Annotated in this window: 17 protein-coding genes; 3 read left to right on the forward strand and 14 right to left on the reverse strand. The window is 74.4% G+C overall.

Annotated features, from left to right (window positions below; translation table 11 throughout):
• Window positions 1–86: aggregation-promoting factor C-terminal-like domain-containing protein (locus ACZ597_RS30455; protein WP_470980786.1), on the forward strand; the 86-nt coding region annotated here is incomplete at its 5' end.
• 82 nt (window positions 87–168) lie between these two features.
• Here ACZ597_RS30455 and ACZ597_RS30460 read toward each other — a convergent pair.
• The 4 genes from ACZ597_RS30460 to ACZ597_RS30475 form a co-directional block, all read right to left on the reverse strand.
• Window positions 169–813, reverse strand: a complete 645-nt coding sequence (locus tag ACZ597_RS30460; RefSeq protein ID WP_471336875.1) for a response regulator transcription factor — start codon at window positions 811–813, stop codon at window positions 169–171.
• The gene (locus tag ACZ597_RS30465) at window positions 777–2,057 is read right to left on the reverse strand and encodes a sensor histidine kinase (protein WP_471336878.1); all 1,281 of its coding nucleotides are present in this window, start codon (window positions 2,055–2,057) and stop codon (window positions 777–779) included. Before ACZ597_RS30465 ends, ACZ597_RS30460 begins: the two co-directional genes overlap by 37 nt.
• Window positions 2,054–2,881 carry a CPBP family glutamic-type intramembrane protease gene (locus ACZ597_RS30470; protein ID WP_471336880.1) on the reverse strand — a complete coding sequence of 276 codons (828 nt, stop codon included), beginning with the start codon at window positions 2,879–2,881 and terminating at the stop codon, window positions 2,054–2,056. Before ACZ597_RS30470 ends, ACZ597_RS30465 begins: the two co-directional genes overlap by 4 nt.
• 198 nt (window positions 2,882–3,079) lie before the next feature.
• Window positions 3,080–4,162, reverse strand: a complete 1,083-nt coding sequence (locus ACZ597_RS30475) for a DUF5937 family protein (protein ID WP_471336883.1) — start codon at window positions 4,160–4,162, stop codon at window positions 3,080–3,082.
• A 99-nt stretch (window positions 4,163–4,261) separates the two neighbouring features.
• On the opposite strand from ACZ597_RS30475, the gene ACZ597_RS30480 reads away from it, so the two are divergent.
• The gene (locus ACZ597_RS30480; RefSeq protein WP_471336886.1) at window positions 4,262–5,551 is read left to right on the forward strand and encodes an MFS transporter; all 1,290 of its coding nucleotides are present in this window, start codon (window positions 4,262–4,264) and stop codon (window positions 5,549–5,551) included.
• On the opposite strand, the gene ACZ597_RS30485 is transcribed toward ACZ597_RS30480, so the two are convergent.
• The 8 genes from ACZ597_RS30485 to ACZ597_RS30520 form a co-directional block, all read right to left on the reverse strand.
• Complete coding sequence (locus ACZ597_RS30485) at window positions 5,536–6,249, reverse strand: bestrophin-like domain (protein WP_471336889.1); 714 nt, start codon at window positions 6,247–6,249, stop codon at window positions 5,536–5,538. The two genes, ACZ597_RS30480 and ACZ597_RS30485, sit on opposite strands and share 16 nt — an antisense overlap.
• A gap of 262 nt (window positions 6,250–6,511) precedes the next feature.
• The gene (gene ppnP / locus ACZ597_RS30490; protein ID WP_471336891.1) at window positions 6,512–6,793 is read right to left on the reverse strand and encodes a pyrimidine/purine nucleoside phosphorylase; all 282 of its coding nucleotides are present in this window, start codon (window positions 6,791–6,793) and stop codon (window positions 6,512–6,514) included.
• A gap of 104 nt (window positions 6,794–6,897) precedes the next feature.
• The gene (locus ACZ597_RS30495; protein WP_471337250.1) at window positions 6,898–7,164 is read right to left on the reverse strand and encodes a histidine phosphatase family protein; all 267 of its coding nucleotides are present in this window, start codon (window positions 7,162–7,164) and stop codon (window positions 6,898–6,900) included.
• Between the two features lie 67 nt (window positions 7,165–7,231).
• Window positions 7,232–8,494, reverse strand: a complete 1,263-nt coding sequence (gene rocD, locus ACZ597_RS30500) for an ornithine--oxo-acid transaminase (RefSeq protein ID WP_471336894.1) — start codon at window positions 8,492–8,494, stop codon at window positions 7,232–7,234.
• Complete coding sequence (gene ddaH / locus ACZ597_RS30505; protein WP_471336897.1) at window positions 8,491–9,294, reverse strand: dimethylargininase; 804 nt, start codon at window positions 9,292–9,294, stop codon at window positions 8,491–8,493. The genes rocD and ddaH overlap by 4 nt, the downstream gene beginning before the upstream one ends.
• Window positions 9,295–9,470: 176 nt before the next feature.
• Complete coding sequence (locus ACZ597_RS30510; protein WP_471336900.1) at window positions 9,471–9,998, reverse strand: Lrp/AsnC family transcriptional regulator; 528 nt, start codon at window positions 9,996–9,998, stop codon at window positions 9,471–9,473.
• A gap of 112 nt (window positions 9,999–10,110) precedes the next feature.
• A complete protein-coding gene (locus ACZ597_RS30515; RefSeq protein WP_471336903.1) occupies window positions 10,111–10,635 on the reverse strand; it encodes a hypothetical protein in 525 nt (174 codons plus the stop codon).
• The gene (locus tag ACZ597_RS30520) at window positions 10,566–11,441 is read right to left on the reverse strand and encodes a YqjF family protein (protein WP_471336905.1); all 876 of its coding nucleotides are present in this window, start codon (window positions 11,439–11,441) and stop codon (window positions 10,566–10,568) included. The genes ACZ597_RS30515 and ACZ597_RS30520 overlap by 70 nt, the downstream gene beginning before the upstream one ends.
• Window positions 11,442–11,582: 141 nt before the next feature.
• Here ACZ597_RS30520 and ACZ597_RS30525 point away from each other — a divergent pair, with 141 nt between their 5' ends.
• On the forward strand, window positions 11,583–12,287 hold the full coding sequence (locus ACZ597_RS30525; RefSeq protein ID WP_471336909.1) for an AAA family ATPase: 705 nt from the start codon (window positions 11,583–11,585) through the stop codon (window positions 12,285–12,287).
• A 79-nt stretch (window positions 12,288–12,366) separates the two neighbouring features.
• Here ACZ597_RS30525 and ACZ597_RS30530 read toward each other — a convergent pair whose 3' ends face one another.
• On the reverse strand, window positions 12,367–13,350 hold the full coding sequence (locus ACZ597_RS30530; protein WP_471336912.1) for an ABC transporter substrate-binding protein: 984 nt from the start codon (window positions 13,348–13,350) through the stop codon (window positions 12,367–12,369).
• A 1-nt stretch (window position 13,351) separates the two neighbouring features.
• Window positions 13,352–15,412 carry an ABC transporter permease subunit gene (locus ACZ597_RS30535; RefSeq protein WP_471336915.1) on the reverse strand — a complete coding sequence of 687 codons (2,061 nt, stop codon included), beginning with the start codon at window positions 15,410–15,412 and terminating at the stop codon, window positions 13,352–13,354.
• Between the last annotated feature and the right edge of the window lie 29 nt (window positions 15,413–15,441).

The raw sequence follows: 15,441 nt of genomic DNA on the forward strand, positions 1-15,441 counted from the left end.
TCAAGTGGGGCCTGGACTACATGAACGAGCGCTACGGCAGCCCGGTCGAGGCCTGGAACTTCTGGCAGGCCAACCACTGGTACTAAACCACCAGCAGAACATGACGGGAACGCCCGGCCGAGACCCTCGGCCGGGCGTTCCCGCATGTACACCACGAACCCCGGACAGTCAGCGCCGCAGGTACGCGAGGACGGCCAGGACCCGGCGGTTGTCCTCGGTGGACGGCGCGATGCCGAGCTTGGCGAAGATGCTCGCCGTGTGCTTGGCGACGGCGCTCTCGCTGAAGTGGAGGGCGGCGGCTATGGCGGCGTTGGAGCGACCCTCCGCCATCAGCTCCAGTACGTCGCGCTCCCGCGCCGTGAGGGCGGACATCGTCCCCCGGGCGTCGCCGCGCGACAACAGCCGGCCGATCACCTGCGGATCCAGGACGGTACCGCCGCCTGCGACACGGCGTACGGCGTCGACGAACTGGCCGGTGTCGGTGACCCGGTCCTTGAGCAGGTAGCCCACGCCGCCGTCGTCGCTCGCCAGGAGCTCGTTGGCGTAGAGCTGGTCGACGTACTGAGACAGCACGAGGACCGGCAGGCCCGGGTGATGGCGGCGTGCTTCGAGTGCGGCCTGCAGGCCCTCATCGGTGAAGGAGGGAGGGAGGCGGACGTCGACGACCGCGACGTCCGGCTGGTGCTCCAGCAGGGCGCGCAGCAGGGAGGGCCCGTTGTCGACCGCGGCGACGACGTCGAAGCCGTGCTCGGTGAGCGTACGGACCAGGCCGTCTCTCAGGAGGAAGAGGTCTTCGGCAAGGACGACGCGCACGGGATCTCCAGGGTGGCAGTGGTCGGGCCGCCCCGCGGGCTGTGCAGGGCGAGGCTCCCGTCGAAGGTAGCCAACCGCCGCCGTACGCCGAGCAGTCCGGTCCCCCCGGCGGGGTCCGCCCCGCCGTGGCCGTCGTCGGTGACGGTGATGCGCAGCCGCGGACCGTCGGCCGCCGCCCCGTCGTGGACGAGGTGGACCTCGACGCGTTCGGCGCCCGAGTGCTTCGCCGCGTTGGCGAGCAGCTCGTTGACCGCGAAGTAGGCGGCGGACTCCACCGCGGCCGGCAGCCGCCCGGACAGCCGGACCTCGACGGTCACGTCGAGGAAGCTGTCCAGGGCCAGGGAGCGCACCGCGTCGCCTAGGCCCCGGTCGGTCAGGACCGGTGGCTGGATGCCCCGGACCAGGTCGCGCAGGTCCTGGAGGGCGCGGGCGGAGAGCTCGCGCGCCTCCCGCAGAGCGGCCCGGGCGGCCGGGGCGTCGTCCTGGAGTAGGCGGGTCGCGCTGTCGAGGCGCATCCCGAGGGCGACGAGCCGGGCCTGGGCACCGTCGTGCAGGTCCCGCTCGATGCGCTGGAGTTCCACGGCCCGGCTGTCCAGGGCCTCGGCCCGGGTCTCCGTCAACCGCTCGATGCGGCGCCGGAGTTCGACACCATCCGGCGGGGCGAGGAGCCACCGGCCCCAGTGGGCGTGCAACCGCAGGACGGACGGTGCGAGGAGGAGGCCCCCTGCCGTGAAGACGAGGCCCAGCGCCGCCGCCGCGAACATCAGGCCGGTGCTGTGCACGGGCACGAAGGCGTACCAGTTGCCGTCGGACAGCAGCCGCCACACGAAGGGCTGGACGAGCGCCCCGAACAGCCCGTACACGACGAGGGACGGAGGCACGGCGAGCAGCAGACCGCCGACCAGGGGCTCCAACCAGGCCCAGGCCAGGTCCCGCGAGAACCCCGCGTCGGCGAGGACCGCGCGCGCCCCCGCCGTGCGCGGCAGGGGATCCGGCCGGTCGATCCCCACCCCGGACCACCGGGCGGCCCGCTGCCGCGCGCGGCCGGCGCACCGGCGCAGCGCGCCGGCGGCCGGGGGCAGCAGCCGGTGGCCGAGGCCCACAGGCAGCAACAGCAGCGCGCCCACGACGCCCGACCCGGCGACGACGGCCCACACGGCCAGCAGACCGTTGAGGTGGCAGCGGCCGACGGCGGCCGACTGCCGGGAGAGAGCCGCACGGAATCCAAGGGTTGTCGAACTCATGTTCCGTGCAGGGTAGTGGGCGCGGGTGCCCCGTCCGCCACGGGGGCGCGCCGCCCCGCCCGCCGCCGTCGCCGTCCCTCCCGTGCCAGGGCCACCGGCAGACAGGCCAGGCCGAAGCAGACCATCGGCAGCACGGTCCCGGACTCCTCGTCCATGAAGAGCAGCAGCCCGAGGTTGACGAGGGTGTGGAAGCCGCCCGCGAGCAGCAGCCGGTACGCGCCGCCCGTGCCGTCGAGGGCGATGCCCAGCACCACCGACATGGCCACGGTGGCGAGGAGGAAGCCCGCCGCGTACGCCGGGGCCTGCGCGAAGACCGGTACGTGCCACACCCCCCACACCACCCCCACCAGCACCGAAGCGGCCGGTACGCCCAGCCGGGCCCGCAGCAGCGGCTGGAGGAAGCAGCGCCAGCCGACCTCCTCCCCGCACGCTCCCGCCAACTGCGCCACCGCGATCAGCAGGAAGGGGTGGTGCAGGGCGCCCGGCGCCGTGAAATCCGGATCCCCCGCCGCCGCCCCGTACCCGAGGACGGTGAGCGCGACGATCACAACGGCCGAACCGAGGAGGGCCACCGCCCCGCGGGCCCCGCGCCCCCTGCCCCCGCGCAGCAGCTCGCGGGTCTCCCGCCACCGGTACAGCGCGACCGCACCCACCCCCAGGGCCGGCCCGAACTGGGTCAGCTGCACCACCTCGGCGGGCACCCCGCTGACCGGCTGCACCGCCCCCAGCGCCCCGGCCGCCACGAAGGCGACCGCCGTGAACACCCCCGCCGGACCCCACACCCCGCCACGCCCCGCCGCTTCCGCTCCGCCCACCACAGCCATGCCCGTCCCTCCCGTCGCCCGGATCACCACGCAGACGACGATGCCGGTCCAGAGGGCCCCGGCCACTGCACCTGGCGCCCCGGTCGGGGTGTACCCACCTCCACCCCCGGTTGCTCCGGTGACGAGCGGCCCCCGCACCCGCTGACCGTCCCCCGGCCGACGGGCCCGGCGGGGCCCGTGAGGCCGCCCGGCCCGCCCTCACCGCAGTACGGCCGCCAGCAGGTCGCTCCCCAGCGCCGTCAGGTCCGACAGGTTGAGGCTGTAGCGTACGTACCGCCCCTCCCGCCGGGCCGTGAGGAGCCCCGCCCGCCGCAGCAGGGCCACGTGGCGGGACACCTCCGGGGGCGTCAGCTCCCAGGCGTGGGCCAGTTCTCCGTTGGTGTGCGGGCCGCGGGCCAGGGTGCGGAGCAGACGCAGCCGAGCCGGATGGGCGAGGGCCTCCAGACGCAGCGTGACCGTCTCCAGGGAGACCGGCTCCGACGGGCCGGGCCCGTCCACCGGGTACTGGACCACCGGCTGCCAACCGGGCGCGTGGACCATCGCCAGGTGCGGCCGGCCGAAGACGCTCGGGATGAAGGTCACGCCGGTGCCGTGGGCGGTCGTCACCTTGTCCAGCAGCTTGTCCACGAGGATGCCGTCGCCGTCCGGAGCCAGCGTCACCGCACCGGAGACCGCGGCGAGGGCCGCCCCGAGGCCCTGGCGCTTCAGCAGGTCGTTCTTCAGACGCAGGTCCGTGGCGAGCCGGACGGCCGCGTCGGCCCACGCCGCGTCGAAGAAGGCCTCGGCACAGGCCTCCAGGGTTCCGCGGACGCGCGCCCGTACCGCCGCCGGGTCCGCGAGCAGCCGCGCAGCGAAGGCCTCCTGGCGTGCACCCCGGGCCTGGGCCAGGTCGAGGGCCAGGTCGCGTGCGGCGGCATCGGTGAGGGGCGACGGGGAGGTGAAGTGGATCCGGTTGCCGCACGTGGTGGCCAGCGCGGCGGACACGTACCGCTCGTCGTCGATCCGGTCGACGTCGTCCAGCTCCTCCCCGAGGGTCGCCCGGGGCCGGGCCGGCAGCATGAAGTCGGCCTGGGACGTGTGCCACAGGAACTCCGCCTCCCGCAACCGCTCGGCCAGCCCCGGCCGCAGCCCGGCCCACACATCGGCGGCCCACGCGGCGAACTCCGGATGGTGCTCCGGTTCGGCGAGCACGTGCAGCATCGCGGTCAGCTCGGCCAACGGGGAGGCGGCGAACCGCAGCCCCTCGGACGGCATGCCGCCGATGTCGATCCTCAACGTCATCCGCACATCATCACCGCCCCGGCGGACGGCGTCGACAACTGTTGACGATTACCGTCAACCGACGTGCCCGGCCGGGCCGGAGGACCCACCGTTCACGCCATGACCGCCACCACCAGCGCCCCCACACCGGCACCCACCCCCACCCCGCCCGCCGGTCCCAAGGTCCGGCCCCGCGCCCTGCTGCGCGCCTCCGGCGGCCCCCGGTACGCCGTGGCCCTGGCCGTCGACGCCCTCGGCACCGGCCTGCTGAGACCCTTCCTCCTCCTCTACGGAGTGACGGTGCTCGGCCTGTCCGCGTCGGCCACCGGCCTCGCCATGACGGCCGGCATCGTCATCGGCCTGCTGTCCACGCCCGCCGTCGGGAGGTGGCTGGACCGCGGCGCCCGCAGCACCGTCGTCGCCGCGTCGATGCTGGTACGCGTGCTGGGCGTGGCCGTGCTGGTGGCGACCCCGGCCGGTCACGTCTGGCCGTTCGCGGCCGCCGCCCTCCTCCTCGGCATCGGCAACCAGGCCTGGCCGGCCGCCCACGCGGCCCTCGTCGCGACCATCGCCCGCGGGAGGGAACGCGACACCGCCCTCGCGGCCGGACGCGCCCTGCGCAACGCCGGGCTGGGCGTGGGGGCGCTCCTCGCCATGGCCTGCCTGGCGGGCGGGACCTCGGCCCTGCGGGCGCTGGCGGCCGGCACGGGAGTGGCGTACCTGGTGGCCGCCGGCCTGGCGTGGTCGGTCCGCGTGCGCGCGGAACGCGAGGCGACCCGGTCCGTCGCACCGGAGGAGCGGAGCGAACCCCCGTCCCGCATGCGCGCCCTTCTGGCCGCCAACGTGGTGTACGTCTTCTGCCTCAACGTCCCCGAGATCGCGCTCCCGCTGGTCCTGCTCACGCAGCTGCACGCCTCACCGGTGTGGTCGGCGGCGATCTTCGTGGCCAACACGGTGCTGGTGGTCACGCTCCAGGTCCCGGTCACCGTCATGATGTCCCGCTACGCCCGGCGCACCGCGCTGACCGTCGCCGGCGCCGTCCTGGCGGCGTCGTACGCGGGCTTCCTCGCGGTGACGTCCCTGGGAGCGGGCAGCGGGGAAGGGGGCGGATGGGCCGCCCCCGCCGTCGCCGCCGTCTCCGTCGTCTGCACCCTCGGCGAAATCGTCTACGCCGGCAGCGCCACCGCCCTCGTGACGGCCCTCGCCCCGGCCGGCGCCCTGGGACGCACCCTCGCCCGCTTCGAACTCTCCACCGGCTTCGGCCTCGCCGTCTCCCCGGCCGCCATCACCGCCCTCGCCCCCCACGGCCCGACCGCCCTGTGGGGCACCCTCGCCGGAGCCACCCTGCTCTCCGCCGCGGCCGTCGCCGCCGAAGGCAGGAGCGGAGCACAGGCTCAGCGGGTCCAGTAGTGGGCGAGGGCGCCTTCCCGGTACGGGGCGGGGCTGACGCTGAGGTCGCCGGAGAACGGCCGGTCCAGGACGAAGACCAGCAGCAGGCTGAAGCCGACGAGCCCGGCGACCGAGGCGACGAACAGGACCTGCACCAGCAGCTTGCGCAGACCGTAGAGGAAGGTGAGCGGGATCAGGACCAGCGCCCCGCCGAAGGCCAAGGCCTGGAGCAGCGGGGGCAGTTCCCGGCGCGCCATGGTGAGGCGGGCGCGGCGCTCGGAGGCGATGTCGTCGAGATGGCCGACGGCCTGCTCGTAGAAGACCTGCTCCGCCTGGCCTTGCGGGTCGTACGTCTGGAGCACTCGGAACGCGGCCTGCAAATGTGCTTCCGTGGCCCCGAAACCGGGGCTTCCCGCGCGCATCAGGGGCCACTGGTCCTCCACGACGGCGTGGACGTAGCCGCTCATGGCCGCATCGAGCCGAGTCCTGACCGGCTCCGGGAACGCGGCGGCGTCACGGCTGATGAGCGCCGCGTTGGTGGCCTCGGAGGCCACGATGTTCTGGGTGTCCTCCAGCTGCGTCCACAGGGTGACGATCACGAACGCCAGGATGATCCCGTAGATGGCGCCGAACATCCCCAGGGTCACGCCGACCATGTCGTTGTGCTCTCCGCGGGCCAGCGAGGGGTGTCTGCGGCGCAGGAGCACGCTGCCCGCCACAGCAAGGAGAACGGTTCCGCCGACGGAGACGGAGGCCAGGGTGAAGGTGCTGAAAATGGTTGAGCAGCCATAGCGACATGAGCGGGGAGTCTAGGCCGGACACGGCACCCCGAACCGCGGCTCCGAGGGGCCGCTACGGGCGTACGCGAAGACATTCACGCGACCGAGTGAAGCCCGGCCCCCGCCGCAGGCGGCGCCGTTCCCGTCCGGGCCGGCCCGACCCGGAGGGGCGGACCGGCCGGCGTCCGCCCCTGGCCGGCGACTAGCGGTATTCGCAGAGGTAGGCGGTTTCGACCGTGACCTCGAGCTGGAACCTGCTGTCGCCCGGGACCTTGAAGTGGCTGCCGGAGGAGAACGTCTGCCACTCGGCGGTGTTGGGGAGCTTCACGGTCAGGGCGCCGCTGACGACGTGCATGACCTCCGGGGCGGCCGTGCCGAACTCGTACTCGCCGGGGGCCATGACACCGATGGTCGCCGGGCCCTGCTCCTGGGTGAAGGCGATCGACGTGACCGAGCCGTCGAAGTATTCGTTGACCTTGAACATGTGCGTTGCTTCCTTCGGGGGAACGAGCGGGATCGGACGGCCGGCTCGTCGCGCCCCGGTGACCGGCGAGGGGAAGATTACCGGTAGCGGCCCGCGGGCTCGCGCTACGGGACGTTCCAGGCGGAGCCGACCGGCTGTCCGTCCTCGATGTGCGGGTGCCCGAGCAGCCGGCTCGCGGACGCGTCGAGTCCGAGCCGGCGCACGGTGAGCGCCCGGGCCGGATGGCCGTGCGCGACGACGGCGACGTCGCCCTCGCCCTCGCCCAACAGCGGACGAATACGGTCCAGCAGCGCGTCCGTGCGCGCGGCCACTTGGTGGAGCTGCTCGCCGGGGTGCTCGGCGCCGCCGGGAACGACGCCGTCCCGCCACAGGTCCCGGCCCGGGCGCGGCCATGCGGGGCGTGCCGCCGTGGCGGCCCACCCATGTCGCGCGGTGGCGCTAGCCGAGGACCTTCCGCAGGGCGCCGAGCGCGGTGCCGAGTTCCCCTTCCGTGATGGTCAGCGGCGGGGCCAGCCGGATCGTGGAGCCGTGGGTGTCCTTGACCAGCACGCCTTCGGCGAGCAGCCTTTCGCTGATCTGCCGTCCCGTGCCGAGCGCCGGATCGATGTCCACGCCCGCCCACAGTCCCCGGGCCCGGTAGGCCGTGACGGCGCCGCCCGCGCCCGCGATCTCGGCCAGACCGCGGTCGAGCACGGCCCCCAGCTCGGCGGCGCGCCGCTGGTACTCACCGGTGGCCAGCAGCTCCAGGACCGCCGAACCGACCGCCGCCGACAGGGGGTTGCCGCCGAACGTCGACCCGTGCTCCCCGGGCCCCAGTACGCCGAGCACCTCGCGGCGGGCGACGACGGCGGAGACCGGGACGATGCCGCCGCCCAGGGCCTTGCCCAGGAGCAGGACGTCCGGCACGACCGATTCGTGGTCGACGGCCAGGGTCCGGCCCGTGCGCCCCAGGCCCGACTGGATCTCGTCGGCGATGAACAGGCACCCCGCGCGCCGGGTCAGTTCCCGGACCCCGGTGAGGTAGCCGTCGTCGGGGATGAGGACGCCGGCCTCGCCCTGGATCGGCTCGATCAGCACGGCGGCCGTCGTCTCGTCGACGGCCGCTTCCAGCGCGGCCAGGTCGTTGTAGGGCACGACGCGGAAGCCGGGGGTGAAGGGGCCGAAACCGGAGCGGGCCGTCCCGTCCGTCGAGAAGCTCACGATCGTCGTCGTCCGGCCGTGGAAGTTGCCGTCGGCCACGACGATCGTCGCCCGGTCCGCCGCGACGCCCTTGACCTCGTACGCCCACTTGCGGGCCACCTTGACGGCGCTCTCCACGGCCTCGGCACCCGTGTTCATCGGCAGCACCATGTCGAGGCCGGTCAGCTCCGCGAGGCGCTCGGCGAAGCCGGCAAGCCGGTCGCTGTGGAAGGCGCGCGAGGTGAGCGTGACCCGGTCGAGCTGGCGGTGCGCGGCGTCGACGAGGGCGGGGTGGCGGTGCCCGAAGTTCAGGGCCGAGTAGCCGGCCAGCATGTCGAGGTAGCGGCGGCCCTCGACGTCCTCCACCCAGCTGCCCTCCGCGCGCGCCACGACCACGGGCAGCGGGTGGTAGTTGTGCGCGAGCACCGGGGCCTCGGCGCGGATCAGCTGTGCCGACGAGCGCGTCTCGGAAGCGGACGCCCGGGGGGGCGCGGGGACGGTGGTGGTGGCGGGGCCGGTCATGAGCGGATCTCCAGGGTGCAGCACTTGATTCCGCCACCGGCCTTGCGGAACTCCGACAGGTCGATGGGGACGGGAAGGTATCCACGGTCGGCGAGCCGGCCTACGAGGCCGTGGGCCTGTGGAGCGACGAAGACGTTGCGGCCGTCCGACACGGAGTTGAGGCCGAAGGCGAGGGCGTCCTCCTCGGTGGCGATCACCGCGCGGGGATAGAGCCACCGGAGCACCTCGCGGCTGCCGGGAGAGAACGCCTCGGGGTAGTACGCGATGTCGCCCCCGCCGGTCCCGCCGTCTTCGCCGCCCTCCTCACCGAGGAAGAACAGCGCGGTGTCCAGGTGGTAGAAGCGGGGGTCGACCAGTTCGAGGCCGATCACCGGCCGGCCGAGGAACTCCTGCACCTCGCGGTGCGCGGCCCGCTGGGTGCGGAAGCCGGTGCCGGCCAGCACGAACCGGCCCGCGGGCACGAGGTCCCCCTCGCCCTCGCAGACCGACCGGGAGCGGTGGACCTCGTACCCGGCCGCCTTGAACCACGCCTCGTACTCGGCGGACTCCGGCCGGCGCTCGGCGGCGTGGAAGGACGACCCGAAGACCCGGCCGCCCGACACGAGGGCCGCGTTCGCCGCGAACACCATGTCGGGCAGGCCGTCGACGGGGGCGACCGTCTCGACCGTGTGGCCGTGGGCGCGGTAGGCCTCGACCAGGGCCCGCCACTGCTCGCCGGCCAGCACCGGGTCGACCGGCGTGCGGACGTCCATCCACGGGTTGATGGCGTAGCGCACATCGAAATAGCGAGGCTCACACATCACATAGCGCCTGGGGCGCGGACTACGGCCGACCGGCCTGTGTCCTACGGGCACAGAGGTTCCTCCGCTTCCTGCGGTGACGACTGGGGGGTGGCCCAACCGTAGAAAGCGGCAGGTCAGCGCGACAAGAACGAAGCGCTGCGCGCCCGCGCAGGAATCCTGCGCGTTCCCGGCCCTCAGAGCAGGTTTGCTGCGCCGTCGGCCGCCCGTGCGGCGGCCTCGGGCGGTGCGGACGCACTGGCCCCCGCCTCCGGGCTCTCCGGCAGCAGGTGCGACAGCACCATGTAGCTGATCGTCTTGCGGATGAACGGCTCGCTGCGGATCCGCTCCAGCACCTCCTCGAAGTGCTCCACGTCGGTCGCCCTGATGTGCAGCAGCGCGTCGGCCGCGCCGGTCACCGTCATCGCCGCCGCGATCTCCGGGTACTTGCGGGCCACCTCCGCGAGGCGCCGCGGCGGTGCGGCGCTGTCGCAGTACACCTCGATGTACGCCTCGGTGCGCCAGCCCAGCGCCGCCGGCCGGACCGTGGCCCTGAACCCGGTGATCACGTCGGCCTTGCGCAGCCGGTCCACCCGCCGCTTGACGGCGGTGGCCGACAGGCCGACCGCCGCCCCGATCTCCGCGAAACTCGCCCGGGCGTTGTCCATCAGGGTCGCGACGATCTGCCGGTCGAGTTCGTCGAAGGGCGTGGACCTGGTGCTCATGGCAGGTGATCTTCTCCTCGTGCGCCCCGGACGGGGCAATTCCGCGCCCACTCTGCCGGAACCCGAACGGCGACGGAAACGACGCGCGACCGCTCCGGCGACACGCCGGTGTTCAGTGCCCGGCGGATGCCTTCACCAGGGCCACGGCCACACCGATCGCGGCGTCCAGGGCCCCGGCCAGGATGGCGGCGAGGGCGCCGCCGCCCATGCGGACACCGCCGTAGCAGCCCCAGGCGAACAGGCCGGTGACGCTGACGGCCGCCGCCGCGAGCAGCGCCGTGTCGACCCTCATCACGCCCAGCGCGGCGGCGGCGACCAGCACCAGCGGGCCGACGGCGGACAGCAGGAGCGGGCTGCTGACGGACAGGATGCCGCGCAGCTCCCGACCGGTGGCGAGCCGCCCGTGCACCACCCGGTGCGCCTGCTGGTCGGCCACGACCGCCGCCAGCCACAACCCCACCGCGGTGGTGACCAGCGTCGCGGCCGCACCCGCCGCGTCCACGTGCTCGGAGGCCCGCAGCCCGATCACCACCGAGACGATCGTGATCGTCGCGTAGATGCGTTCCTTCAGGCGGGCGGCCGCGAACCGCGGGTCGGCCGCCGTCCCCGGCCCGCCGGCAGCAGTGTCGTGATCCATGAGGGCACCCTAGATGAGACGGTTCCATCGGAGACGTCCCACGGGAGCGCGTCCTGGCGGCGCGGTGGCGGGCCGAACCGCACCGGGACGCCCGGGGAGTAGAGCACGCTGGCAGGCGGTCCCGCCGGGGCGGGCAGGCCCGCGGCGGCCACCAGGCTCTCCTCGCAGTGGAGGAGCTCGGCGCGGTGCAGCGGCCAGCGCGGGTGGCTGTTCGGGAGGTACAGCGACCGGCCGAGGAACGCGGTGTGCATGCCCCAGCGGGCGGTCAGGAAGTGCTCCAGCGCGGTCGGGTCGGCGACCCGTTCGCCGATCCGCACCGTGATCCGGCTGTGCGCTCCCCGCGGCCCGGGCAGGCGCCGGCGGCTGGTGTACGTGACGGTGCCGCCGCCGTGGCGGACCGTCATGCGCGACCAGACGTACGGGAGGCGGAACGCCGCCCGTCCGACGGCCACGGGGACCAGCCGGGAGGCGTCGAGCGAGCGGAACACCACGCCCCGGCGGCCGTGTGAGTCGACGGAGTAGAGACGGACGTTGGTCTCCGGGAAGGAGCCGAGGTAGGGAACGCCGGGGAGGCGGAACCAGCCGACCCCGTGCATCCGGAACGCCACCAGGCCGACGTACGTGACCCCGTCGAGGGTGTCCGGCACGGTGCCGGCCGGCAACAGCGGGGCCACGTCGGACGGGTCGGCGGCCCAGTGCAGGAAGGCCAGGTCCAGCCACGACTGAGTGAGGAGGGGGCGCTCGGCCGCGTGCGGCGGGTCGGCCGATATCGGCTCCGGGGCGGCGGCGGGCGGCGTCTGCGGCATCGCGCCAGTATCCCCGACCGGACCGGAACCCGGCGGCGGTCCGCCGCGTTGCTCCACCGCCGCCCGGGCCGGGCGGTGCCCACCCGCCGGCTCCGGTAGCCTCGGGTCCTTCCCAGACCCCGTCCGAACGGCCCATCACCCGTGAGCACCCCCCTCAGCGCCGAAGACCCGACGGAACGGGCGCCGGGCCCCCGGACGGCCGTCCGGCAGCCGGGCGGCAGCCCGCGCCCGCGCCGCCGGATACCCCCTCAGGGGGTCGTCGACCTCCGAGGCCGCTCCGACCAGGACATCAGGCTGTCCTATCCGCCCAACGCGGCCGTCGTCGTGGCCGGACTCCCGGGCAGCGGCAAGAGCACCCTGCTGCGCTCGTGGTCCTCCGCCGCCGCGGTCGTCGATCCCCGTGCCACCCGCACCGCCTACGAGGCGCGGATGCCCGGCTGGCTTCCCTACGCGGTGTACCGGCCATGGGCGCGACTGAGCCACATGCGGTGGATACGTTCCGAAATGCGCCAGGGCCACCCCGTGCTCATACACGACTGCGGCAGCAGGGCGTGGATGCGCCGGTGGCTCGCGCACACGGCCCACCGCGGCCGGCGCCCCCTGCACATGGTCGTGCTCGACGTCGGCCCCCGGGAAGCCCTGTCCGGCCAGCGCGCCCGACGACGCCTGGCCTCACCACGGGTCTTCTGGATCCACCGGCGCGGACTCGCGGAACTGCTGGCGCGCCTCGCGCACGACGGCCTGCCGCCGGGCACGGGCATCAGCTCCGTGGTCCTGCTCGACCGCCGCCAACGGGACCGCGCCGCCGCCTCGGTGGACTTCGGCCACGGACCCGGCGGACGGTGAGCACCACGCGCCGCCCCGCCGCTGGCCGACGCCCGCCCCGAACGGCGACGGGCCCCGTGTCCCTTCCGGCCCGCGGGAGTCAGGCCAGCCACGGCCGCCAGACGTGCTCGTTGCGTTCGACCCACCTCTTCGCCGCCTGCTGCGGTGAGAGCTTCTCCTCGGCGATCATCAGGGCCACCTCGTTCTGCTCCGCCGTCGTCCAGCGGAACTTCTTCAGGAAGTCGGCCGCCCCGCCCCCCGACTCGGCGAAGCGCGTGTTCAGGTATTTCTGCAGAGGCGTGTGCGGGTAGGCGCAGGCCACCTTCTCCGGGACGTCGGCGCAGCCCTCGGTGTACTCGGGGAGCTTCACCTCGGTCATGGGCACCCGCTCGAAGAGCCACTGCGGCTTGTACCAGTACGTCAGGAAGGGCTTTCCCTCCTTCGCGAACTGCTTGATCTGGGTGATCTGGGCCGCCTCGGAGCCGGCGAAGACGACCTCGAAGTCGAGGCCGAGGTTCTTCACCAGCGCCTTGTCGTTCGTGACGTAGGACGGGGAGCCGTCCATCAGCTGGCCCTTGCCGCGGCTCTCGGGGGTGCGCAGCTGGTCGGCGTACTTGTCGAGGTTCTTCCAGTCGGTGACGTCCGGGTGGGCCTCGGCGAAGTACGTGGGGACGAACCAGCCGATGTGGCCGGTCACCCCCAGGTCGCCGCCCCGGGTGATCGTCCCCTTGCCCTCGACGTACCGCTTCTCCTGCTCGGGGTGGCCCCAGTCCTCCAGGATCGCGTCCACCCGCCCCTGGCTGAGGGCGTCCCAGGCGGGGACCTCGTCGACCTGCACGGTGTCCACGCGGTAGCCCAGCTCGTGTTCCAGGAGGTAGCCGGCCACGGCCGTGTTGGCCTGGGCGCCGACCCAGGACTGCACGGAGAGGGTGACGGTCTTCGCGCCCTGCGCGGCGGCGTACGGGGATGCCTGCCGGGTCATGTCGGCCGCTCCGCAGCCGGTGAGCACGGCGAGTCCGGTCGCGGCGGCGAGCAGGGCCGCGCCGCGGCCGCCGCGTCTGCGGTGGAAGGGTCGGTTTCGCATCTCAGGCCTCCTTGGCGGGCTGGGTGACGCGGTCGAGCAGCAGGCCGAGGCAGACGATCGCGGCGCCGGCCACGAGGCCGGTGGCCAGGTCGCCCTGGGCCAGGCCGAGGACGACGTCGTAGCCGAGCGCGCCGCCGCCGACCAGCCCGCCGATGATGACGACGGCGAGGACCAGGACCACCGCCTGGTTGACGGCCAGCAGCAACGCCGGCCGGGCCAGCGGCAGCTGCACCTGCCACAGCTGCTGCGACCGGGTCGCGCCCAGCGAGCGGGCTGACTCCAGCGCCGCCGGGTTCACCTCGCGCAGGCCCTGCGTGGTGATCCGGATGACCGCCGGCAGTGCGTACACGACCGCGGCAGCCGCGGCGGGCGCCCGCCCGACCCCGAACAGCGCGACCACGGGGATGAGGTAGACGAACTGCGGAAGCGTCTGGCAGACGTCGAGCACGGGGCGCAGCAGCCGCTGCGCGCGGGCGCTGCCGGCCGCGGCCACCGCGATCGCGAAACCGAGCACGAGGGTGACGGCGACGGCGGCGAGGACCTGCGACAGGGTGTCGAGGGAGGCCTCCCACACGCCGAGTACGCCGACCCCCGCCAGGGCGAGCACGGCGGTGAGCGCGGTGCGCCAGGTGCCGGCGAGCAGGGCGAGCGCCGCGGCGAGCAGCAGGAGCAGCCACCAGGGCGCGGCCTGGAGGCCGCCGCGCAGGGGGTCGAGGACCCAGCCGGTGAACCGGGCGGCCCAGTCGGCACTGCCTCCGACGACGGGCACCCCGGAGTAGAGGTGGGCGGTCATCCAGGAGACGGCCGCGTTCACGGGCTCGGCGATGGACACGGTCCAGGAAGCCGGCCACAGAGAGGAGCCCGCGATCCGGCCGCCGACGGCGACGGCCACCGCCACGAGGACGGTGAGCAGCCATCCGTACCAGCCGTCGAACACCCTGAGCAGGAGCTGCCGGGCGCCGCGCGCGGGGGAGTCGGCCGCGCCGATCCGGTGGCCCGCGGCCTCGGCGGTGCGGTCGAGGACCACGGCGAGCAGCACGATCGGGATGCCCGCGGCCAGCGCGGCGCCGACGTCGACGGACGCGAGGGCCTGGTATACGCGGTCGCCGAGGCCGCCCGCGCCGATCACGGAGGCGATCACGGCCATCGACAGGCCGGTCATGACGGCCTGGTTGACGCCCAGCAGCAGCTGCCGGCGCGCGAGCGGCAGCCGGGCGGTCAGCAGCCGCTGGCGTCCTGTCGCGCCCAGCGAGGCGGCGGCCTCCAGCACCCCCGCGTCGGCCTCGCGCAGCCCGAGCGCGGTCAGGCGGGCCATCGGCGGGGCTGCGTACACGACCGTGGCCAGCACGGCGGCGGGCACGCCGATGCCGAAGACCAGCACCATCGGCAGCAGGTACGCGAACGCCGGCAGGATCTGCATGGTGTCGAGCAGGGGGCGCAGGACGCGGTCGGCCCGCGCGGAGAGCCCGGCGGCGAGTCCGAGCAGCCCGCCGACGGCGACGGAGGCGGCGACGGCCACGACCATCAGCGCGAGGGTCTGCATGGTCGGGACCCACATGCCGAGCAGCCCGCACGCGGCGAAGGCCGCGGCGCAGGTCAGGGCGAGCCGCAGGCCCGCCAGGCGCCAGGCCACCAGGGCGGCCAGCGCGGTGACGCCGGTCCAGCCCGCGGCGAGCAGGACGACGTAGACGGCCCGGACGGACACGACCACGGCATTGCTGACGTGCCCGAAGAAGTAGAGGAACAGCGGGTGGCTGTCCCGGTGGTCGACGACCCAGTCGCCGGCCCGGCCGAGGGGTCCCGACAGGTCCACGGCCAGGGCGTCGGGCCAGCTGCCGGAGGCCGGAAAGGCGACGGCGAGCGGGATCAGCACGACGGCGGCCACGGCGAGGGGCAGCAGCAGCGCGCGGCCCAGGGGGCGTCCGAACAGGGACGGGCCGCTGCGCGGGCGGCCGGGCGCTCCGGCCCCGGCCGCCGCGTGTCCCGGCTGCCCGGCCCGGCCGGGCGACTGCGGGCCGCCCGGCCGGGAGGGTTCGCGTGCGGGGGCGGTGGCCGCGGTCATCCGCACCACCTCCCGGTGCCGGGTACGGC

This window comes from Streptomyces sp. NPDC040718 (assembly GCF_055593565.1).